Below are 20,924 nucleotides of genomic sequence, written 5' to 3'. Positions count from 1 at the left end.
CACAAAAATAAAACCGCCGGAGGAGAAGTCCGGCGGTCAGGAATCAGAACATCATGGACATCCACGGATAACCAATCAGCAGCAGGGCCGCCAGGAAGATGGCACCGAAGATGGTGCCGAGGCGCCAGTAGTCTTTGGTTGGCAGGTAGCCGCTACCGTAGTAAATCGGGCTTGGGCCTGTACCGTACGGGGTGATGATCCCCATCACGCCCAGCGAGGTCACCATCAGCAGAACGAACACTTCCATATTCATGCCTGGGATGGTGGAGGCGATGGTCAGCATCGCTGGCAGCAGCGCAGTGGTGTGCGCGGTGGTGCTGGCAAACAGGTAGTGCAGCAGGTAGAACGCCAGCAGCAGGACGACGGTCGCCACGCCCGGAGAGATACCGCTCATCAACAGACCGCCTTCTTTACCTAACCAGCTGATAAAGCCGGTAGAGGAGAGGCCATCCGCCAGTGCTACCAGGGTGGCGAACCAGACGAAGGTGTTCCATGCGGCTTTGTTACCGGTGATATCGTTCCACTCCAGCACGCCGGTCCACAGCATCAGACCAACGATGAGCAGGGCCGCCATGGCAGGCTCAATCCATGCGGCAGCGAAGATCCACATCAGCAGCGCACAGCACACGAACACCAGCAGCAGAATTTCATTGCGGGACAGTTTGCCGAGTTTTTCCAGCTCGCGGGTCGCCCACAGCGGCACTTCGTTATTCACTTTGACTTCAGGTGGGTAGAACCAGTAGGCCAGCAGCGGCATGGCCAGAATCAGCAGGATACCCAGCGGCAGGAAGGCGAGGAACCAGGTGCCCCAGGAGATATCAATCCCAACCGTACTTTTCACCAGCGCCAGGGCCAGCAGGTTTGGCGCGAGGGCGGAGAGGAACATTGAGCTGGTGATACAGGCCGCGGTGATCGCCACCCACATCAGGTACGAACCAATCTTACGCGCGCTTGGGTCATTCGGTTTTGAACCGTAAAGCGGCGGCAGGTTAGCGATAATCGGGTAGATGGTCCCGCCGCTGCGCGCGGTGTTGGACGGGGTGAACGGTGCCAGCAGCAGGTCCGCAAACGTAATGGCGTAACCGAGCGTCAGGCTGCGACGGCCGAGGTACTTCACCAGAATCAGCGCCAGACGGCGGCCGAAGCGGGTTTTGTCATAGCCTGCGGCGAACATAAAGGCACCGAAAATCAGCCAGACGGTAGAGTTACCAAACCCGCTCACCGCCCATTTAAAGGAGGCGCCCGCCAGCTTGAATTTCGGGTCAGCCAGCTGATCGGGGCTGAACAGCACCCACTGGCTGCACAGGGCGATGGCGACCACGCCGGTCAGGCCGATCACCGCACCCGGCAGCGGTTCGAAGATCAGACCGACGATCACGCCGACAAAGATGGCGAAGTAGTGCCATGCGTAAGGCGGCAAGCCTTCAGGAACGGGAACAAACAGCAGCAGTACGGCGACGATGACGGGTAGCGCCATCATCAGCAATCGTTTTGCGTTTCCATTTGATGCCAGGTTCGCCACAGGGGGCGTTACAGCAGTTTTTGTATTCATAGTTTCACGTCTTAAGTTGTCAAAAATTCGGTCGCACTGGAAAAACACTTTCTTAAGTTTCTTTGCTTTTTTTAGTTATTAAAGGTGCGTTCGTGTTTTTCCAGTAATAGTGATTTAACGCGTTTTTGTGTGCGCTAAATTAAAAAATGATGATGTTTTTATATTGCGCTTTTGAATGCCATAACTATTGATCGCGATCAAAAAAACAGAATTGCAGCGTTATTTTTATGCTTTTATTAATAACCACTCTGGCGTATGTGGTTATTGCCTGTTTTTCGCGTATTTTTTATCATTTTTTTAACAGATTAGATCTTGGTGTGTTTGTAATCTATTGTTTTTATTAACTTTGTTTTTGTATTGGAGAATTGGTTTTACCATTAATCATTTAACGAATTTTAAATTATTGTGAATGGCTGAATTACAATCGCTAACACCAATGTGTTATTTGTGTTATCGCAGGGATTAAATAGTTTTTTAACTAACGTAATAACTTTAGAAACTAAAAAAATCATTATATTAATATCATGACATCGGCAAATAACGACGAAATAAAAAAATCAATCCGATAACGAATTCTTAATTTTTAAAAGTTTGGAGTTTCTATTATGAGCACTAACGAACGCATTCTTAGCCCCTTCACATTACCGAATGGTACTGAACTGAAAAACCGTTTGTTAATGGCCCCTATGACAACCTGTACCGGCTATTTTGACGGCACCGTCACCAGCGAGCTAGTGGAGTACTATCGGGCCCGTTCCGGCAGCATTGGCACCATCATTGTGGAGTGCTGCTTCGTCGACGATCTCGGTCTCGCCTTCCCGGGTGCCATCGGTATTGATAATGATGAGAAAATTGCCGGGCTGGCGAAAATCGCAGAGGCCATTAAATCCAGAGGATCTAAGGCGCTGCTGCAAATCTACCACGGCGGCCGCATGGTCGACCCAAAACTGATTGGTGGCCGCACCCCGGTTGGCCCGAGCGCCGTAGCCGCGCCGCGTGAAGGTGCCGCAACGCCGGTTGCGCTGACCGCTGAAGAAGTGGAAGGCATGATCGGCAAGTTTGGTGAGGCCGTGCGCCGCGCCATCCAGGCCGGTTTCGACGGCGTGGAAATCCACGGGGCGAACACCTATCTGATTCAGCAGTTCTATTCGCCAAACTCAAACCAGCGCGATGACGAGTGGGGCGGCAGCCGCGATAACCGCGCGAAGTTCCCGCTGGCCGTGCTGGATATTACCCACAAAATGGTGCGCCAGTACGCGGACGACGCGTTTATTATTGGCTACCGCTTCTCCCCTGAAGAGATGGAAGTCCCGGGCATCCGCTTTGACGACACCATGTACCTGCTGGAAAAACTGGCGGCGCGCGGCGTGGACTATCTGCACTTCTCCGTCGGCGCGACCCTGCGTCCTTCCATTGTCGACACCCAGGACCCGACTCCGCTTATCGAAAAATACTGCGCGATGCGTTCTGAAACGCTGGCGCAGGTTCCGGTCATGGGCGTGGGCGGCGTGGTGAATGCTTCAGACGTGAATGAGGCGCTGGACCACGGTTACGACCTGATTGCCGTTGGCCGCGCGACTATCGCTTACCCGGACTGGACCGACCGCATCGCGTCCGGCGAAAGCCTTGAGCTGTTTATGGACAGCACCCAGCGCGAGGCGTTGAGCATTCCTGAGCCGCTGTGGCGCTTCTCGCTGGTGGAAGCGATGATCCGCGACATGAGCATGGGCGAATCCAAATTCAAGCCGGGTACTTTTGCTGAGAAAGTGCAGGATGACGCTAACGAACTGGTGATCAACGTCAGTCTGGAAACCGACCGCATTGCGGACATCGAGCTGGCCTCCGGCCCGAGCGAAGACGTTGAGTTTGTGACCAGCTTTGAAGAGATCCGTACCCGCATTCTGGATGCCAACACCCCGCACGTGGATGCCATCACCGGCGCAACCAGCCAGAGTGAAGCGGTGAAGAAAGCGGTCTCTAAGGCGATGCTGAAATCCAGCAAAGCGCTGGCCGCGGAAGAGGGCGTTGACCCGAACGAAACCCGCAGCGTAGACGTGGTCGTTGTCGGCAGCGGCGGCGCCGGTCTGGCGGCGGCGATCCAGGCTCACGACGAAGGCGCGAGCGTGCTGATTGTCGAGAAAATGCCGACCATCGGCGGGAACACCATTAAAGCCTCAGCCGGTATGAACGCCGCCGAAACCCGCTTCCAGCGCGTGAAGGGCATTCAGGACAGCAAAGAGCTGTTCTATCAGGAAAGCCTGAAAGGCGGCGGCAACAAGAACAACCCGGAACTGCTGCGTCGCTTCGTCGAAAACGCGCCGCAGGCAATTGAGTGGCTGGCAACGCGCGGCATCATGCTGAACGACATCACCACCACCGGCGGGATGAGCATCGACCGTACTCACCGTCCAAAAGACGGTTCAGCGGTAGGCGGCTATCTCATCAGCGGCCTGGTGCGTAACGTCAACAAACGCAACATCGAGGTGATGCTGGATACCTCCGTCAGCGACATCATCTTCGAGAACGGCGAAGTGACCGGCGTACGCCTGACTACCGAAGAGAACGAAACCGTCACCGTGGCAACCAAAAGCGTGATTGTCGCCACCGGCGGCTTCAGCGCCAACAGCCAGATGGTGGTTAAATACCGTCCGGATCTGGAAGGTTTTGTCACCACCAACCACAAAGGGGCAACCGGCGGCGGCATCGCGCTGCTGGAGCGCATCGGGGCGGGTACCGTGGATATGGGCGAAATCCAAATTCACCCAACCGTTGAGCAGAACACCTCTTACCTGATTTCCGAATCCATTCGCGGCGGCGGGGCGATTCTGGTCAATCAGAAAGGGGAACGCTTCTACAACGAAATGTCGACCCGCGATAAGGTCTCGGCGTCAATCATCGCGCTGCCGGAGAAATACGCATACATCGTCTTTGACGAGCACGTACGTGCCAAAAACAAAGCCGCGGATGAGTATATCGCGAAAGGTTTCGTAACCAGCGCCAGCTCGCCAAAAGCCCTGGCTGAGGCTCTGGGGATGGATTACCACGCTTTCCTCGCGACCCTGGAACGTTACAACGGTTTCGTTGAGAAACAGCACGATGACGATTTTGGTCGTACCACCGCGCTGCGTGCGCCTATCAACGAAGGGCCGTTCTACGCCATTCAGATTGCGCCGGGCGTGCACCACACCATGGGCGGCGTGACCATCAACACCGAAACCTGCGTGCTGGACAGCAACCACAACGTGCTGCCAGGCGCGTTTGCGGCCGGTGAAGTGGTTGGCGGGATCCACGGCGGTAACCGTATCGGCGGTAACGCAGTGGCAGATATCATTATTTTTGGTACGCTTGCAGGACATCAGGCGGCTATGCGTTCGAAAAAGCAGTAAGACCCCTGTGTTGTAGGCCGGATACGCGCAGCGCTATCCGGCATTTTCCCCGGCGGCGCGGTGCCTGCCGGGGCTACATCTGAGGACTCATGCTATGCCTGATAGCCATCGCGTTTACAGCTACTCCGCCGTCCTGATGGGCTCGCCCATTCTCCTGAAACTCTTCTCCCACGACGAAGCCCTCGCGTCCCGCGTGTTTCGCCTGATCAAACAGTATGAAGATCTGCTTACCGTCAACCGCGCGCACTCGCAGGTGATGGACATCAACCATGCGGCGGGTCAGCATCCGGTTACCGTCAGCCGGCCGGTTTTTGAGCTGATCCGCTGTGCAAAAGCGGCAAGCCTGTTCAGGGACAGCGCTTTTAACCTGGCGATAGGTCCGCTGGTGAAGCGCTGGAAAATTGGTTTTCAGGGCGACAGCGTTCCGCCTGCGGAGGAAATCGCGTCGCTGCTGGCGATTACCCGTCCTGAAGATGTCCTCCTTGATGAGGCCAGCAGCAGCGTGTTCTTGACCAGAGCGGGGATGGAGATCGATCTGGGGGCCATTGCCAAAGGCTATATCGCCGACAGGGTGCGTGATTACCTTCGTAAAGAGGGCGCTGAGCTGGGGCTGATCAACCTCGGCGGAAACATTCAGACGTTAGGCTCGCCGGAAGGGGGCTGGGGCGTGGGGCTGAAAAAACCGTTCGCCGGTGACGCGCTGATTGGCACGATGACCGTAGAGAACCTGTCCGTTGTGACGTCGGGAACCTACGAGCGCTACTTTGAGCAAAACGGCAGGCGCTATCACCATATTCTCGATCCGCGCACCGGGTATCCGCTGGACAATGAGCTGGACAGCGTGACGATTGTTTCGAAAGACTCCATCGACGGCGATATCTGGACCACGCTGATGTACGGTATGGGCGTTGAAAAGGGCTGCGCTGTGCTGCGCTCTCGTCCTGATATCGAAGCGATTTTTGTGACCAAAACAAAAGAAGTGGTGATCTCATCGATGCACCACTTCCGTTTTACCCTGCTGGATAACGACTACCGCGTTACTGACAGTATTGCTTGAGCAGGCCGGTCTGCTCCGGCTGGAGACGGTAGCGATACACCGGACGGCCGGTGGCACCGTAATGAATGCTGGTGAACAGAATGTTGATTTGCGCGAGCCAAATCAGGTATTTACGGCAGGAGACGCGGGAGATATTGACGGCGTTGGCCAGGTCATCGGTAGAAAACTCCGTCTCCGGGTGAGCGTCAATCCACTGGCAAATCGTGCGCAGCGTTTGCGGCGTTAACCCCTTCGGCAGCTTTTTACTGTCCGCCAGTTCCGGCGCCCCGCCGTGGATCAGCCGGTCGACGTCGGCCTGCTCATAGTACTGGTGCGAACCCATCAGGCTGTGCTTTGCCTTCCAGCCGTTCAGCGCCTCTTCAAAGCGCGGGAACTGGAACGGCTTGATCAGATAATCCACCACGCCGTAGTGAATGGAGGTCTGGATCGTGGCGGCGTCGGCAGCCGACGAGATCATAATCACATCGATTGGGCGACCGGATGCGCGAATAACGGGCAGCAGATCCAGCCCGTTATCCTGCTGCATATAGACATCCAGCAGCACCAGATCGACAGGCTGCCCGGGGTTATTAATGATGGCCTCGGCCTGGTTTAGCGTGGAGGCGACGCCGCAGCAGCTAAAACCTTCAACACGGTTGACATACAGACGGTTGAGGTCGGCTACCATGGCGTCATCATCGACAATTAATACATTTATCACGCGATATTCCTCTCGCTATCCCAGGGGATGTGAACAAAAAATTGGGTAAATACGCCTGGCTCAGACTCGACGGTGATATCGCCGCCGAGGTTCTGAATTTGCTGGCGAGCAAGGAACAGCCCAACGCCGCGGTTTTCACCTTTTGTTGAGAAGCCCTTTGTAAAAATAGCCTCAAGCTGAGCGGGATCAATGCCGGGGCCATCGTCGCTGACTTCGCAGCTGAGCCAGCCGTTCTGATAATGCAGCAGCAGGCCGATCTCACCTTCCTGCTGTCCTTCCATCGCGTCGAGCGCGTTTTCAATGAGGTTACCCAGCACGGTGATCAGCACCGCGACCTGCTCTTCGCTCGCGGTATCCGGTATCTGGCATTCATCCGCCAGCGTCAGGGTGACGCCCGCTTCTTTCGCCCGATTGATTTTACCCAGCAGGAACCCGGCAATAACCGGGGATTTTACCTTGCTCTGTATCGTACCGATATCCGTCTGGTAATTATGCGCCGTCTGGATGATGTACTCTTCCAGCTTGTCGTAGCGCTTCATGTGCAGCAGGCCCAGGATCACATGCAGTTTATTCATAAACTCGTGCGTATGGCTGCGCAGGGCGTCGACGTAGTTAACCATGCCATCAATACGCTGCATCAGCTGGCTGATTTCCGTTTTATCACGGAAGGTGGTGATGGCGCCGATCACCCGATCCTGGCTTTTAACGGGCACCATATTGCAGAGCAATAGACGCCCGTTACAGCTAATCTCCTGATCCTGGCGCGCGACGCCCGTCTTAGAGACTTCACGCAGGCTGGCCAGCAGGGGCGCGCTGGCGTTTTCGGTCTGCTTGCCGGAAGGGAGAAGCAATATTTCTCTGGCGGTCTGGTTGATCATCGTCACGCGCCCGTGAATATCGACGGCCAGCACTCCCTCGCGAAGCGACTGCAGCATCGCCTGACGCTGTTCGAACAAGGCGGAAATTTCGTAAGGTTCGAGTCCGAACAGGATGCGTTTCAGGACCCGTACCAGACCCCAAATCGCCATGGAGCTCATAAAAATACTAAACAAAATGGTCCAGACGGCGTTTAGCCGCCCGCGGGCAATCTGATCTTCCACTTTTTTGAGGGAGATACCGACCACCACCACGCCAATCTGGTCGTGCTGGCTGTCGTAAACGGGGGTGAAGACGCGAAGCGCTTCGGCGAGGGCGCCACGGTTTACGGAGACATTCTCTTTACCTTCCAGCGCAGGCTCCAGGTCATTGCCAATAAAGTGCAGGCCGATGAGGGCTTCGTTCGGGTGCGAGTAGCGAATACCCCGCATGTCGGTCACCACGGTGAGCAGCAGATCGTTGCGTTGGGTGACGGCTTTGGCGATGGGCTGAATGATATCCGCCTGGGGTGGCTGCATCAGGCCGCGCTGGATCTCCGGGCTGTTGGCCAGCGTTCTGGCGATACCCAGAGCCGTATCTTTAACATCATCGCGGGTCGCCCGGGTGATTTGCACGGAGTAGAGCGCAAAAACCACCAGCAGCACAGAGGCAATAATCGCGCATACCATCAGCGTGACCAGGGTGTTCAGCTTCATGGGGCGCTTGCGCGTAGTAAGGAAAGGCTGCAAATCGCTCATCAACACTCCGCGATAATTAAGAAAGGGGTAATTATCGCCGATGACGCGCTTTTCTTAAAGCCATGTAAAGGCGTGGATTTGGTGCCCTTTTCGTGACCCTCCTCGCAGGTCGTCTATATAAAACACTTTATAGTGTGTGGGTACTCATAATAAGGAGGCTGTTTATGAGCGTTATGCTTACCGGTTCGGTCAAGGAAAGACGGCACGCCAGCACGATGAATATTGATAGATTGTCCACGCTGGACATGCTGAAAGTCATTCACCAGGATGATGCACTCATTTCTGCTGCTATTACCCCCTGTTTAGATACTATTGCCCGCGTGGTGGACAACGCCGCCGCGACGCTCAGCCACGGTGGTCGCCTGATCTTTGTTGGCGCGGGGCCGTCAGGGCGCGTTGCGCAACAGGTTGCCGATGAATATGCGCCGGGCAAAACCCCTGTGATGGCCGTTACGGCACAAGAAGGGGAAGGGAGCTACGAGCGCGGCGTTGCCGATCTGCAGGCCATCAAGTTTGGTGAACACGATATGATGCTGGCCGTGACCGTCAGCGGAAAAACGCCGTGGGTCTGGGGGGCAATGCGCCATGCGTGGTCGCTGGGTTCACCGGTCGCCATTGTTACCGGTGATGCGCAAAGCGAAGCCGCGCAGCTGGCAAGCATGGTTATCGCTCCGGAGCTGGGGGCCGATGTCGTCGCAGGCTATATCAACACTAAAGCGGGGATCGCGCAAAAAATGATCCTCTCGATGATCGCCACCGGGCTGGCCGTCCGCACCGGACGGGTTTACAGCAACCTGCGCGTGGATCTTGAGGCAAGCGCGACCAAATGGGCTGAACGGCAAATCGCTATTGTGATGGAAGCGGGGGGATGCACACGGGCCGAGGCAAAAGCTGCGCTGGCGAGCTGTAACCATAACTGTAAAACGGCGGTATTGATGGTGCTGACAGGGCTGGATGCATGGAAAGCCCATGAGCTGCTGGCGCAGAATAACGGGTTTATTCGCGTGGCGCTGCAGGAAGCGCCGTAGTAAAGATAGTGAAGAAATAAAAAAGGCCGCAATTGCGGCCTTTGATATTTTGGGGGATTAGAACTGGTAGGTCATGCCTACGCCAACGATGTCATCGGTGGAAATACCGTATGCGTCATACAGAGCTTCATCGTTGTCCAGCATGTTGATTTTGTAATCAACATAGGTGGAGAAGTTTTTGTTGAAGCTGTAGGTCATGCCCAGGTCGATATAGTTAACCAGATCCTGGTTGAATCCTTTACCGTCCAGGTCTTTACCTTTTGAGTAAACCCATGCCAGGGACGGACGCAGACCGAAGTCGAACTGGTATTGTGCAACCGCTTCAAAGTTCTGAGTCTGGTTAGCGATACCAACGTTACCGATTGGCGTCATGTTGCGGGTTTCCGCATACATCATCGCCAGGTAAACGTTGTTTGCATCATATTTTGCGCCCACGGTCCAGGCTTCAGCTTTATCGCCACCCGCATAACCTATGCCTTCCGCGGCTTTGCCGTAAGCAACCTGCTCGTTAGTACGGTCGGAAGACGAGTACGCCGCACCCAGACTCAGGCCTGAGAGATCGCCAGCAAAGTCATAGGAGGTAGACATACCGAAGCCGTCGCCGTTCTGGAAACGAACATCGTCATGGCCGTTTTTCGTGCCTTCCTGATCTTCTGTTGCATCCTGGCCTTCATTCGCACCCTGATACTGCAGCGCGAAATTCAGACCCTCAACCAGACCGAAGAAATCCTGGTTACGGTAGGTTGCCAGACCGTTAGCACGACCGTTCATAAAGTTATCGGTCCAGGTGTAAGAGTCACCGCCAAATACAGGCAGCATATCGGTCCAGGCTTCAACGTCGTACACGACGCCATAATTACGACCATAATCAAATGAACCGTATTCGCCATATTTCAGGCCAGCATACGCCAGGCGGTTAAACGATTTGTCACCCGCGCCCTCGGTATTGTTAGCGAAGGTTTTGTATTCCCACTGGCCATAACCGATCAGGTCGTTAGCGATCCGGGTTTCGCCTTTGAAGCCAACCTGCACATAGGTTTCGTCGCCGTCGTCGCCGGGGTTGTCAGAGAAGGTGTGACGCGCGTCGACTTTGCCGTACAGGTCAACTTTGTTGCCGTTTTTGTTGTACATTTCAGCCGCATTGGCTGCGCCCGCCATTAATAACGCGGGTACCAGAATTGCCAGAACTTTTCTTTTCATTATATATTCCCTTCAAACATAATTTATATGAATATATGTAATCACCCTCCGCAATTACAGGTTTGATACTATTCCAGGAAGTGTTATTTAGTTTCAAAAATAAATGTAATCAAATCCTATGAAATATTGCTAAATATTTCTATTAATCTCTTTATTTTTCAGGTGAATTAATCCATTGAATTTATATAGTGTAATTATTATTAAGTATTTCGTGGTTCTATTTTTAAATTGATTTAATTCGTCTATGTTATAATTCATGCACTTTTAAGCAACAGGATATGACGATGGAACTTGTCCGGTGGCAGCAGCGATTTGAGCGCTGGTTCGAGGAAAACCACAGCACCGACGATACCGCACATGATATTTCGCATTTTCGTCGGGTCTGGATGACGGCGCAAAAAATCATGGCTGACCAGGCGGTGGAGCCGCTGGTGATCCTGACCGCATGCTATTTCCACGATATTGTGAGCCTGCCGAAAAACCATCCCGAACGCGGCCGGTCATCCCAGATGGCAGCGCGCAGGACGTGCGACATTCTGCGCCGCGACTTCCCAGACTTCCCGCCGGAGCATACTGCCGCCGTCGCACACGCGATTGAGGCGCACAGCTTCAGCGCCGGGATTGCGCCACAGAGTATGGAAGCCAAAATTGTGCAGGACGCAGACCGGCTGGAAGCGTTAGGCGCTATCGGCCTGGCGCGCGTCTTCGCCGTCTCGGGCGCGCTGGGCGTGCCGCTTTTTGAAGCTGACGATCCCTTTGCCGATGCGCGTATCCTTGACGATCGTGCGTTTGCCCTCGACCATTTTCAGACCAAGCTGCTGCGATTGCCTGATACAATGCAAACGGAAATGGGCCGCGAGCTGGCACGTCACAATGCCGATTTCCTGATCCAGTTTATGGCGAAACTCAGTGCCGAATTACACGGTGACTGCATCGGGCTGGATAGTCAGGTGTTGAGCCGCTTCCGTCGCAGTTTGCGCAACTGAACTGTGGTAATCTGTTCGCAGTCTTTACTCTCCGGTTAAAAGAATGCAGGAAAATCTATCAGTGACAGAGCCCGCGCCCGAGCAGGCTGAGAAATCAACGGCAACGGTGCAGGCGTTGCTGCGCCAGCTGTTGGATATCTATGATGCTAAAACGCTGGCCAGTCTGCTGGTGGCGCACGGCGAGAGCCACTGGAGCCCGGCGATCCTTAAGCGTCTGCTCACCAGCGAACGCGCAGGGCGTCGCCTGAGTGAAGGCGAGTTTCGTTATCTGCAAAACCTGCTTCCGCGTCCTCCTGCCGCGCACCCGAACTATGCCTTCCGCTTTATCGATCTGTTTGCCGGTATCGGCGGTATCCGACACGGTTTTGAAGCTATCGGCGGACAGTGCGTGTTTACCAGCGAGTGGAACAAACATGCCGTCCGGACCTACAAGGCCAACTGGTACTGCGATCCGCACGAGCACCATTTCAACGCGGATATCCGCGATGTTACCCTGAGCCATAAAAGCGGCGTGAGCGATGAACACGCCGCCGAGCACATTCGCCAGACGATCCCGGCGCATGACGTGCTGCTGGCCGGCTTTCCGTGTCAGCCCTTCTCGCTGGCCGGTGTCTCCAAAAAGAATGCCCTCGGACGCGCCCACGGTTTTGCCTGCGATACCCAGGGAACGCTGTTTTTTGATGTGGCGCGCATTATCGATGCCTGCCGCCCGGCCATCTTTGTGCTGGAAAACGTCAAAAATTTAAAGAGCCACGACGGCGGAAAAACCTTCCGCATTATCATGCAGACCCTGGATGAGCTGGGTTATGACGTGGCCGACTCGCAGGACATGGGCGCGGACGATCCCAAAATCATTGATGGGAAACATTTCCTGCCCCAGCATCGCGAACGTATCGTGCTGGTGGGTTTCCGCCGCGACCTCAATCTCAAGGGGGATTTCACCCTGCGGGATATCCCGTCTCTGTATCCCGAGCGTCGTCCTACCGTGGCCGACCTGCTGGAACCTGTCGTTGACGCGAAATTTATTCTTACCCCGGTGCTGTGGAAATACCTCTACCGCTATGCCAAGAAACATCAGGCGAAGGGCAACGGCTTCGGTTTTGGAATGGTAAACCCCAACGATCCGAGCAGCGTGACCCGCACGTTGTCCGCTCGCTACTATAAGGATGGGGCAGAGATCCTGATCGACAGAGGCTGGGACAAGGCGCTGGGTGAAAAAGATTTCGACGATCCGCACAACCAGCGTCACCGTCCGCGACGCTTAACGCCGCGGGAATGCGCCCGGTTGATGGGATTTGAAACCCCGCAGGGCTACCGCTTCCGCATCCCGGTTTCGGATACCCAGGCGTACCGCCAGTTTGGTAATTCGGTGGTGGTTCCCGCGTTCGCGGCCGTGGCAAAACTGCTGGCCTCGCGCATCAGACAGGCGGTGGCACTCCGTCAGGGTGAGGCCGTCAATGACGGATGTTCACGATAAGGCTACGCGCAGCAAAAATATGCGTGCCATCGGCACGCGTGACACCGCCATCGAAAAGCGTCTGGCCGGGCTGCTGACGCAGGCGGGGTTTGATTTCCGCGTGCAGGAGCCCGCGCTTGCGGGTCGCCCCGATTTCGTCATCGACGCCTGGCAGTGCATCATCTTTACCCACGGTTGTTTCTGGCATCACCACGACTGCTACCTGTTTAAGGTCCCCGCGACGCGCACCGATTTCTGGCTGGATAAAATTGGCAAGAACGTCGAGCGCGACAGACGGGATCTCACCGCGCTGATTGCGCAGGGCTGGCGGGTGTTGATCGTCTGGGAGTGTGCTCTGAGAGGCAGATTAAAACTGAACGATACCGATCTGACCGAACGGCTGGAAGAGTGGATCTGCGGCGGCGGCCAGACCGCGCAGATCGACACGCAGGGTATTCACCTGCTTAAGGTTTATCCACCTCGCAAGGCGTGACCACCGGTTTTGCGGGCAGTAAATATTTGCCCAGGGTGACCAGCACGACGGCAAAAACAATCACTCCTAAAGCCAGCCATTCAACGGAAGAGAGCGTTTCTCCCCCTAATCCCGTCCCGAGCAGCACGGCCACGACCGGGTTGACGTAGGCATAGCTGGTCGCGACAGCCGGGGAGACATTGCGGATCAGGAACATATAGGCGTTAATGGCGATGATGGAGCCAAACAGCGCCAGGTAGCCTACCGCCAGAAAGCCCGACAGCGGCGGCAGGGTCGTAAGCTTTTCTCCCGTCAGCGTGGAGGCGAGCAGCAGCACAATTCCGGCGGCAAGCATTTCAATCGCCCCCGCCATCATGCCGGTCGGCAGTTCGATACGCGAACCGTAGACGGAGCCAAACGCCCAGCTCATCGAGCCAATCAGGATGATGATTGCGCCCCACGGATTCCCGCTCAGGTTACCGCCGCTGTTCAGCAGAATGATGCCGGCAAGGCCAATACCAATCCCCAGCCATTCCAGCTTGCGGGTGCGGATACCGAAAAGGCGGCTAAAGCAGAGGGTAAACAGCGGTACGGTGGCAACGACCACGGCGGCGATCCCGGACGGTACGTTCTGGTGCTCGGCAATCGTGACAAACCCATTTCCCACCGCCAGCAGCAGCAGGCCGATCAGGGCGGCATTCAGCATCGGGCGCAGCGGGGGAAGCTTATGTCCACGCAGCAGCAGGAAGGCCAGCAGCAGCACGCCAGCCGAGAGAAAGCGGATGCCCGCCATCATCAGTGGCGGCCAGCTTTCCACGCCGATGCGAATGACAAAGTAGGTTGAGCCCCAGATGATGTACAGCGAAAAGAGTGCCCCAATGAGCGGTAGCAAGTGCCGGAAACGCATAATCCCTCACGACGAAATAAAAAGGTCGCTGATAGTAAACGCGAAAACTATCGCGCTGGCGAGCCCTTTAATTGTGTAGCGGATGTGAATTTTTTGTTGACGCGAGGTGGGTGTTTCCGGGTTTGCGCTTTTGCTCCATACTATTCACTTAATTACCAAAAAATGAAGGATTAAGATTTTGGCAGGAAGTAGCTTATTAACATTGCTGGATGATATTGCCACCTTACTGGATGACATTTCAGTGATGGGGAAACTGGCGGCGAAAAAAACCGCAGGCGTGTTGGGAGATGATTTATCGCTTAACGCCCAACAGGTGAGTGGGGTAAGGGCTAACCGTGAACTGCCGGTGGTGTGGGGCGTGGCAAAAGGCTCCTTCCTGAATAAGGTGATACTGGTGCCGCTGGCGCTGCTGATCAGCGCGTTTATTCCCTGGGCCATCACGCCGCTGCTGATGATTGGCGGGGCGTTTCTCTGCTTCGAGGGCGTAGAGAAGGTCCTGCACTCCTTTAGCGCGCGCAAGCAGAGCGATACGCCGGAGATGCGCCAGCAGCGTCTTGAAGCGCTGGCCGCTCAGGATCCGAAAACCTTCGAGCGCGATAAGGTCAAAGGCGCCATTCGGACCGACTTTATCCTGTCCGCGGAAATTGTCGCCATTACGCTGGGCATCGTGTCTGACGCGCCGCTCCTGAATCAGGTTCTGATCCTCTCCGGTATCGCCATTCTGGTCACCGTCGGCGTCTACGGCCTGGTGGGACTGATCGTCAAGCTGGATGATATCGGCTACTGGCTGGAGGAGAAATCGAGCGCGGTGGCAAGAGGCATCGGCAAAAGCCTGCTGGTACTGGCCCCGTGGCTGATGAAGAGTTTGTCGGTGGTAGGCACGCTGGCGATGTTCCTCGTGGGCGGCGGGATCGTGGTTCACGGTATCGCGCCGCTGCACCATGCTATCGAACATTTTTCCTCGGCGCAGGGGGCCGTTATCGCGGCGATTCTGCCCACGCTGCTGAATCTGGTGCTGGGCTTCATCATTGGCGCTATCGTGGTTGCGGCAGTGAAGCTGGTTGAAAAAATACGCGGCACGTCGCACTAATTGTTACCCGTTGTGGGATGCAAAAAGACCATTCCTCGTCTAAATTGAAACAGTTTCACCCTGATACAGGAGGCAGGTATGGTCTTTTTGGTCAGTGATGAAGTTAAGCCTAAGAAGGGCGGCCCACGTATGATTGTGACCGGGTATTCCAGCGGAATGGTGGAATGTCGGTGGCACGATGGTTATGGCATCAAGCGGGAAGCATTTCGTGAAGATGAGCTTCAGCCGGGAGACGGGCAGCACCAGCGGGACAAGGCTTAATCACATAACGCCCGGCTTTGCCGGGCGTTTTTATCTCAAGTACCGGGTGAAAGGCAGCGATCAGGGAGTGTGTGTGCAGCGCGATACCTTTGTTGTAAGACAATCTTTTTTGCAATGGCTGCATAAGCGTAGCAATCCGGGGCTGATTGTTAATCTCTGTTTTCTGGTTGTTCTGGTATTTTCCACTCTATTGACCTGGCGTGAAGTGGTGGTACTGGAAGAGGCGTACATCTCCAGCCAGCGTAACCATCTGGATACGGTGGCCAGTTCGCTGGACAGGCAGCTGCAGAACAGCGTGGACCGGATGCTGTTGTTTCGTCAGGGCATGCGCGATGCGATCCAGACGCCGCTGGCATTTGAAGTACTCCAGAACGCAGTGTCACGCTTCGATACTGTCCGCATGCTACCCACCTGGCAGCTTGCCGTAGATAAAAAACGCACCCTTCCCATTAACGGTGTTTCGGATGCATTCGTCCAAAAAACCACGCTTCTGAATCGTGACGATGAACGCCTCAGCCACGAGATTTCTGCCGCGCTGGAAGTGGGGTATCTGCTCAGGCTGGCGTCGTCGAGAGCACAAACGGAAGCGCGCGTGATCTACGTCTCCCGCGCCGGGTTTTTCATTTCCACCGATACGCCGGACCAGGCGGGCGACATTACCTCCCGCTATTACCATCTTGTCACGCAGTCCTGGTTTACCCAGCAGTCAGAACGGAACAATCGCGCGCGCGCGGTGCGCTGGTTCATCTCTACCCCTTCATCCTGGACCAACGATGAACGTACGATCACCGCCAGCGTTCCCATCTATTTCGATCATTACTGGTATGGCGTCGTGGCGATGGATTTTACGTTGAACACGATGCAGCGCCTGCTGGCCGATGCGACGGAAGACCGAACGGAAGGGGAGTATCAGCTGTACGATACCCGGCTCAATATGATTGCCACTTCTGCCCATACGGGAAACGTGGTTAACCATTTTGACGAACGCGAAACGGCGCAGATTGCGCAGGCGATTGAGCACGTTACCGGCGGCGGGATCCGCCTCGGAAGCCGTTTTGTCAGCTGGGAGCGGCTCGATCACTTCGACGGCGTCGTCCTGCGGATCCACACCCTGCACGAAGGGGTACAGGACGACTTCGGCAGCATCAGCATCGTGCTGGCGCTGCTGTGGGCGCTCTTTACCGCCATGCTGTTGATCTCGTGGCTGGTGATCCGCCGCATGGTGAGTAACATGTACACGCTTCAGCACTCGCTCCAGTGGCAGGCCTGGCATGACCCGCTTACCCGCCTGAATAACCGCGGCGCGCTGTTCGACCGCGCAAAATTGCTGGCGGAAACCTGTCGCCAGCAGTCGCTGCCGTTCTCGGTGATTCAGATCGATCTCGACCATTTTAAAAACATCAACGACCGCTTCGGCCATCAGGCCGGGGATAAGGTGCTCTCCCACACGGCAGGACTGATCGCTAGCGCGCTACGCAAGAATGATGTGGCAGGGCGCGTAGGCGGGGAAGAGTTTTGCGTCGTCCTGCCGGGGATCGGCCTGGAGGAGGCGAGAAGCGTCGCCGACCGTATACGTTGCCGGATCAACAGTAAGGAGATCCTGGTGAAGAAGAGCACGACCCTGCGTATCAGCGCGTCGCTAGGGGTCAGCAGCGCGGATGAAGCAGGTAACTACGAGTTTGAACAGCTGCAGTCCGTGGCGGACGTCCGGCTGTATCAGGCCAAACAGAGCGGGCGTAACCGGGTCGTCTGGCGGGATTAAGAGAGGAAGTGATCCAGCCCCTCCTGCCAGCCCGCCGGGCCGGGCTGCCGGGTGTGATAAACCCGGGCAGGGTTATCGTCCCGTAGCGTGATGCCCTGGCGGTTAATGCCCTTAATCACCACCGCGAAGTCAACGCTGTCGAGCAGCGGCGCATCATTGGGACCGTCGCCGAGCCCCAGCGTGGTGGGTTCAATCTCTTCCTGCTCGCGGTATTGCTCAATCAGCCAGTTCACCGCAACGTCTTTGCCGCAGCGGGCGTCCAGAACATGCCAGAAGCGTGCCCCCTGCAGGCATTTCAGTCCGGCATTCGCCAGCTCCTCTTCAAACTGAACCATTTTCTCGTCGGTATCGCGCCAGATGAGCGTGACGGACGCTTCATGCTTGCGGGCAAGCGCCGAACGGTAGCGCGTCAGTCCGGTCCACTCGCTGATAACGTGCTCATCCACGTCGTCAAAGGTGGTGAATTTATAGCCCGTCTGCAGGCGAATTTGCTCGATACGCGGGCGAATATCCCGGTGTGTCATCCCCCTGATCTGGCGCTGAATTTTATCCCAGCGTACGTCAGGCTGAATCACCGCGCCGTTCTCGGCAATAAAAGGCAACCCTTCAAGCCCAAGATCCAGCTGGAGATCGAGCATCTCTGCCGCGGTCTTGCTGCTGCAAAGAATGACCGGAACCTGATTATCCATCAGCCTGTCCAGCCAGGGCATGGCGGGTTGCCACTCATAGGTGTGAATATCCAGCAGTGAACCATCCAGGTCAGAGAAAATCAGCAATGTATCCCGCAGTGAAGGCATAGCGACTCCTGGTAACAGATGCGTTTCGCCCTAAGAAAATTCCTAAAAAATGGTTGAGGCGAAAACCGGAGATAAGAGGGATGCCTCTGGCAAACCCGCATTCGGCGTGTGTTATCGCTCATAACAAAAAGCATTATGTTAAAAATATTATATTCATCGTAAGAATATATGCTTGTCAGCCAAATTCGTTGGGGATAGTGTGGCATGTACATCAGATTTCCTGGTGTAACGAATTTTCAAGTGCTTCTTGCATAAGCAAGTTTTGATCCCGGTCATCCCCATGACCGGGATTTTTTTCGCCCTACCGATTGGCTTCAGACACGCTAAAGTCGTGAATATCAAGCTCGAAGGCCTCCGCCAGCTCGCGATAGGTGTGATAATCCCTTCCGTTGACAATGACGCGGTCCGAATTGTCGTCCGACCGGCGGACTTCTGACTCACTGATCTCATTGATGGCGGCCAGCAGGGCATCGACATCCACCTCGACTTCGCGCTTGATGGTGTCGCTGTACTCTTTATCGGTCTTCATTACGGGGTTCCTCATTCAACCGTGTCCAACGGTAAGTATAGACTGTGCATAAAAACGCCAATCACATCGGGCGGCGATGTGCGTTTTTGCGTTTTGTTCTACACTGGCTCAAAACCAGAGGAGGAATGTATGAAGGTCAACGATCGGGTAACCGTTAAAACGGACGGTGGGCCGCGCCGCCCGGGTGTGGTGCTGGCAATTGAAGAGTTTAGCGAAGGCACAATGTACCTGGTATCGCTTGAAGACTACCCGCTCGGCATCTGGTTTTTTAACGAACTGGGGCATCCGGACGGCATTTTTGTCGAGAAGGCGGAGTAGCACGGCGTCGGGTAGCACATCGCGTGCCCGACAACCTTTCCAGAAGCAAAAATCTCTGGCCAGGCCAGAGATCAAAGGTAGGGTGCACAGGTCTTAAGCGACTAACGCATGTTGACGAAAATCCCGTTCGTCACATTATCGGTCAGGCGTACCACGTGGTAGATCACTTGCTTATTATGCGTTTTAATTTTCCTTTTAATATTTCCTTTGTGTGACGAAACGGTTTTCGCTTTAATATTCATCTGGTCAGAGATCTGAATAGTTCCTTGTCCCGCCATCCACATTCGCAGCATACTTGATTCAGTCCTGCTTAATGATAGGGTGGGTAAGTTAACCGCTCCTACATTTTTAACTTCTTTATTCAAATAATCACCCAGAATGTCATCCAGCGACTCGGGTTTAATCGATTTAGAACTGATCAATAAATTTTTACGGACCAACAAATACTCATCGAAATGGATATTCGCGATCGCCATAAAAACAATAAACAGGGTTTTTGGATGCTGATTAATGATTTGCTTAATGTGCTGACTGTTGGCTGGATCGTGAATGAAACAGTCCTCATTAATAAACACCACGCCTGGTTTTAGTTCGTCACAAGCGGCTGCGAGTTCGTCAACGGTGTGTGCATCGTTGATGTCTCTCTTTCTTACCCCTCTGCTTGCCAGGTACCCGGTTAACCCTAGCCGGGTGTAGCTGCATAAATCCATAATGATCGTTGACATGGCATACCCTCACTCAATGCGTAACGATAATTCACCATCTGCCTGAGAGCTCAAAACAGCCATACGGGATGGAAAAAAATAATAAACCTGTGAGCATGACAAAGACTTTCAGGCGGACTCACTATCCCGTAAAGTTACGTATAATTTGCCAGGAATCTTCTTAAAGTAAAGTAAATATTAAGTATTGTGAGATGGTTAGAAACAATTAAACCGCGTCAGATATATCCTGGAAGATGTTTTACGCGTTTTATTTTAGGAATATCCTCAGAAAGACAATGGCAACAGTGAGGGTTATTATTTACGTGGCAGCTCGCTGACAATATCCGCTAACAGGTTGAATATCTCGCCGAATAAATGTTCACAGAAGGGAGCGATAAGTGGCATCAGTAATGACATTAATAAAATCCCAACCGTCAGCGTCAGCGGAAAACCAATGACAAACACTGAAAGCTGCGGCGCCATTCGGTTGAGTAAACCTAACGCCAGGTTGACGGTCAGCAGCAGGGTGATGATCGGCAGCGCCAGCATCAGCCCGTTGAGGAAAATCAGCCCCGCAGCGCGAGTAAGCGCGAGGAAAGCGTTGCTGTTCACCGGATTTTCGCCAATCGGCAGCGTATGGAAGGTATCCACCAGCATGGAGATAAGCCAGAGATGGCCGTTGAACGACAGGAACAGCAGCATGGCGAGCAGATCGATAATTCGCGCCAGCACGGGCATGTTGAGATGACTGCCGGGATCGACAAACGTGGCGAACGATAGCCCCATCTGCAGGCCGATCAGTTCCCCAGCGGTACGCACCGCGGCAAAGGCGAGCTGCATGGTAAAGCCGACGGCGACGCCAATCATCACCTGCTGCAGGGCCACCCACACCGCATTCGCCGAGAAGATCGGAATATCCACGGGGGGAAGAGAGGGCGCAACGATAATGGAGATGATGATGCCCAGCCCCACCTTGACGCGCTTGGGTATCGATTTCTCGCTGAGAATGGGGGCGGTAGATATCAGCGCCATGATGCGCAGCATCGGCCAGAAATAGACGCCGAGCCACTGAACCCACTGGTCGCTGGTGAAGTGCAGCATCGTCA

At 54.8% G+C, this 20,924-nt stretch carries 18 protein-coding genes and 1 pseudogene; 10 read left to right on the top strand and 9 right to left on the bottom strand.

Annotated elements, in window-relative coordinates:
• Positions 1-43: 43 nt before the first annotated feature.
• A complete protein-coding gene (locus tag DFO52_RS04425; protein ID WP_133549460.1) occupies positions 44-1,552 on the bottom strand; it encodes an anion permease in 1,509 nt (502 codons plus the stop codon).
• A gap of 605 nt (positions 1,553-2,157) precedes the next feature.
• On the opposite strand from DFO52_RS04425, the gene DFO52_RS04420 reads away from it, so the two are divergent.
• Positions 2,158-4,938 (top strand): flavocytochrome c, encoded by a 2,781-nt coding sequence (locus tag DFO52_RS04420; RefSeq protein WP_133549458.1) that lies wholly within the window; start codon positions 2,158-2,160, stop codon positions 4,936-4,938.
• Positions 4,939-5,032: 94 nt separating this feature from the next.
• Positions 5,033-5,995 (top strand): FAD:protein FMN transferase, encoded by a 963-nt coding sequence (locus DFO52_RS04415; RefSeq protein WP_133549456.1) that lies wholly within the window; start codon positions 5,033-5,035, stop codon positions 5,993-5,995.
• On the opposite strand, the gene dcuR is transcribed toward DFO52_RS04415, so the two are convergent.
• Both dcuR and DFO52_RS04405 read right to left on the bottom strand, forming a co-directional pair.
• Positions 5,976-6,695, bottom strand: coding sequence for a two-component system response regulator DcuR (gene dcuR, locus DFO52_RS04410; RefSeq protein WP_032658686.1), 720 nt, complete (start codon positions 6,693-6,695; stop codon positions 5,976-5,978). The genes DFO52_RS04415 and dcuR overlap by 20 nt on opposite strands.
• Positions 6,692-8,308 carry a sensor histidine kinase gene (locus DFO52_RS04405; protein WP_029742130.1) on the bottom strand — a complete coding sequence of 539 codons (1,617 nt, stop codon included), beginning with the start codon at positions 8,306-8,308 and terminating at the stop codon, positions 6,692-6,694. The genes dcuR and DFO52_RS04405 overlap by 4 nt, the downstream gene beginning before the upstream one ends.
• A gap of 164 nt (positions 8,309-8,472) precedes the next feature.
• On the opposite strand from DFO52_RS04405, the gene DFO52_RS04400 reads away from it, so the two are divergent.
• Entirely contained in the window at positions 8,473-9,336 is an 864-nt protein-coding gene (locus DFO52_RS04400; RefSeq protein WP_059346988.1) for an N-acetylmuramic acid 6-phosphate etherase, read from the top strand.
• 57 nt (positions 9,337-9,393) lie between these two features.
• On the opposite strand, the gene ompC is transcribed toward DFO52_RS04400, so the two are convergent.
• Positions 9,394-10,536 (bottom strand): porin OmpC, encoded by a 1,143-nt coding sequence (gene ompC / locus DFO52_RS04395; RefSeq protein ID WP_133549454.1) that lies wholly within the window; start codon positions 10,534-10,536, stop codon positions 9,394-9,396.
• Between the two features lie 284 nt (positions 10,537-10,820).
• Here ompC and DFO52_RS04390 point away from each other — a divergent pair, with 284 nt between their 5' ends.
• The 3 genes from DFO52_RS04390 to DFO52_RS04380 all read left to right on the top strand — a co-directional run bounded on the left by DFO52_RS04390 (position 10,821) and on the right by DFO52_RS04380 (position 13,471).
• On the top strand, positions 10,821-11,522 hold the full coding sequence (locus DFO52_RS04390; RefSeq protein WP_133549452.1) for a phosphohydrolase: 702 nt from the start codon (positions 10,821-10,823) through the stop codon (positions 11,520-11,522).
• Positions 11,523-11,583: 61 nt separating this feature from the next.
• Positions 11,584-12,999 carry a DNA cytosine methyltransferase gene (locus tag DFO52_RS04385; RefSeq protein ID WP_133549450.1) on the top strand — a complete coding sequence of 472 codons (1,416 nt, stop codon included), beginning with the start codon at positions 11,584-11,586 and terminating at the stop codon, positions 12,997-12,999.
• A complete protein-coding gene (locus DFO52_RS04380; protein ID WP_133549448.1) occupies positions 12,980-13,471 on the top strand; it encodes a very short patch repair endonuclease in 492 nt (163 codons plus the stop codon). The genes DFO52_RS04385 and DFO52_RS04380 overlap by 20 nt, the downstream gene beginning before the upstream one ends.
• Here DFO52_RS04380 and yedA read toward each other — a convergent pair.
• Positions 13,443-14,357 (bottom strand): drug/metabolite exporter YedA, encoded by a 915-nt coding sequence (gene yedA / locus DFO52_RS04375; protein WP_029742124.1) that lies wholly within the window; start codon positions 14,355-14,357, stop codon positions 13,443-13,445. The genes DFO52_RS04380 and yedA overlap by 29 nt on opposite strands.
• Positions 14,358-14,535: 178 nt before the next feature.
• On the opposite strand from yedA, the gene DFO52_RS04370 reads away from it, so the two are divergent.
• The 3 genes from DFO52_RS04370 (at position 14,536) to dgcQ (ending at position 17,470) form a co-directional block, all read left to right on the top strand.
• Positions 14,536-15,447 (top strand): DUF808 domain-containing protein, encoded by a 912-nt coding sequence (locus tag DFO52_RS04370; protein WP_048977152.1) that lies wholly within the window; start codon positions 14,536-14,538, stop codon positions 15,445-15,447.
• Between the two features lie 78 nt (positions 15,448-15,525).
• Entirely contained in the window at positions 15,526-15,708 is a 183-nt protein-coding gene (locus DFO52_RS04365) for a DUF2158 domain-containing protein (RefSeq protein ID WP_023312315.1), read from the top strand.
• Positions 15,709-15,781: 73 nt separating this feature from the next.
• On the top strand, positions 15,782-17,470 hold the full coding sequence (dgcQ, locus tag DFO52_RS04360; RefSeq protein ID WP_133549446.1) for a cellulose biosynthesis regulator diguanylate cyclase DgcQ: 1,689 nt from the start codon (positions 15,782-15,784) through the stop codon (positions 17,468-17,470).
• Here the strand turns inward: dgcQ and DFO52_RS04355 are convergent.
• Both DFO52_RS04355 and yodD read right to left on the bottom strand, forming a co-directional pair.
• Positions 17,467-18,267, bottom strand: coding sequence for a mannosyl-3-phosphoglycerate phosphatase-related protein (locus tag DFO52_RS04355; protein ID WP_047647417.1), 801 nt, complete (start codon positions 18,265-18,267; stop codon positions 17,467-17,469). The genes dgcQ and DFO52_RS04355 overlap by 4 nt on opposite strands.
• A 301-nt stretch (positions 18,268-18,568) precedes the next feature.
• Complete coding sequence (gene yodD / locus DFO52_RS04350; RefSeq protein WP_008500310.1) at positions 18,569-18,796, bottom strand: YodD family peroxide/acid resistance protein; 228 nt, start codon at positions 18,794-18,796, stop codon at positions 18,569-18,571.
• Positions 18,797-18,925: 129 nt separating this feature from the next.
• On the opposite strand from yodD, the gene dsrB reads away from it, so the two are divergent.
• Entirely contained in the window at positions 18,926-19,114 is a 189-nt protein-coding gene (gene dsrB, locus DFO52_RS23165; RefSeq protein ID WP_013097741.1) for a protein DsrB, read from the top strand.
• Between the two features lie 101 nt (positions 19,115-19,215).
• On the opposite strand, the gene rcsA is transcribed toward dsrB, so the two are convergent.
• Both rcsA and fliR read right to left on the bottom strand, forming a co-directional pair.
• Entirely contained in the window at positions 19,216-19,839 is a 624-nt protein-coding gene (gene rcsA / locus DFO52_RS04340; RefSeq protein WP_008500313.1) for a transcriptional regulator RcsA, read from the bottom strand.
• Positions 19,840-20,126: 287 nt separating this feature from the next.
• A pseudogene (gene fliR / locus DFO52_RS04335) lies at positions 20,127-20,919 on the bottom strand (flagellar biosynthetic protein FliR); the annotation flags it as partial.
• Positions 20,920-20,924: the final 5 nt, after the last annotated feature.

Source organism: Enterobacter sp. AG326 (genome assembly GCF_004362415.1).
GTDB lineage: Bacteria > Pseudomonadota > Gammaproteobacteria > Enterobacterales > Enterobacteriaceae > Enterobacter > Enterobacter asburiae.
The sequence above is the reverse complement of the archived record's forward strand: the minus strand, read 5'-3'. Positions and strand labels throughout refer to the sequence as shown.

Bases quoted from the DNA above. Each gene is read 5' to 3' on its own strand.
- DFO52_RS04390 (WP_133549452.1), top strand. From the start codon at position 10,821: ATGGAACTTGTCCGGTGGCAGCAGCGATTTGAGCGCTGGTTCGAGGAA.
- DFO52_RS04405 (WP_029742130.1), bottom strand. From the start codon at position 8,308: ATGAGCGATTTGCAGCCTTTCCTTACTACGCGCAAGCGCCCCATGAAG.
- DFO52_RS04400 (WP_059346988.1), top strand. From the start codon at position 8,473: ATGAGCGTTATGCTTACCGGTTCGGTCAAGGAAAGACGGCACGCCAGC.
- DFO52_RS04380 (WP_133549448.1), top strand. From the start codon at position 12,980: ATGACGGATGTTCACGATAAGGCTACGCGCAGCAAAAATATGCGTGCC.
- dsrB (WP_013097741.1), top strand. From the start codon at position 18,926: ATGAAGGTCAACGATCGGGTAACCGTTAAAACGGACGGTGGGCCGCGC.
- DFO52_RS04355 (WP_047647417.1), bottom strand. From the start codon at position 18,267: ATGCCTTCACTGCGGGATACATTGCTGATTTTCTCTGACCTGGATGGT.
- ompC (WP_133549454.1), bottom strand. From the start codon at position 10,536: ATGAAAAGAAAAGTTCTGGCAATTCTGGTACCCGCGTTATTAATGGCG.
- DFO52_RS04420 (WP_133549458.1), top strand. From the start codon at position 2,158: ATGAGCACTAACGAACGCATTCTTAGCCCCTTCACATTACCGAATGGT.
- rcsA (WP_008500313.1), bottom strand. From the start codon at position 19,839: ATGTCAACGATCATTATGGATTTATGCAGCTACACCCGGCTAGGGTTA.
- yodD (WP_008500310.1), bottom strand. From the start codon at position 18,796: ATGAAGACCGATAAAGAGTACAGCGACACCATCAAGCGCGAAGTCGAG.
- DFO52_RS04415 (WP_133549456.1), top strand. From the start codon at position 5,033: ATGCCTGATAGCCATCGCGTTTACAGCTACTCCGCCGTCCTGATGGGC.
- yedA (WP_029742124.1), bottom strand. From the start codon at position 14,357: ATGCGTTTCCGGCACTTGCTACCGCTCATTGGGGCACTCTTTTCGCTG.
- DFO52_RS04365 (WP_023312315.1), top strand. From the start codon at position 15,526: ATGGTCTTTTTGGTCAGTGATGAAGTTAAGCCTAAGAAGGGCGGCCCA.
- DFO52_RS04425 (WP_133549460.1), bottom strand. From the start codon at position 1,552: ATGAATACAAAAACTGCTGTAACGCCCCCTGTGGCGAACCTGGCATCA.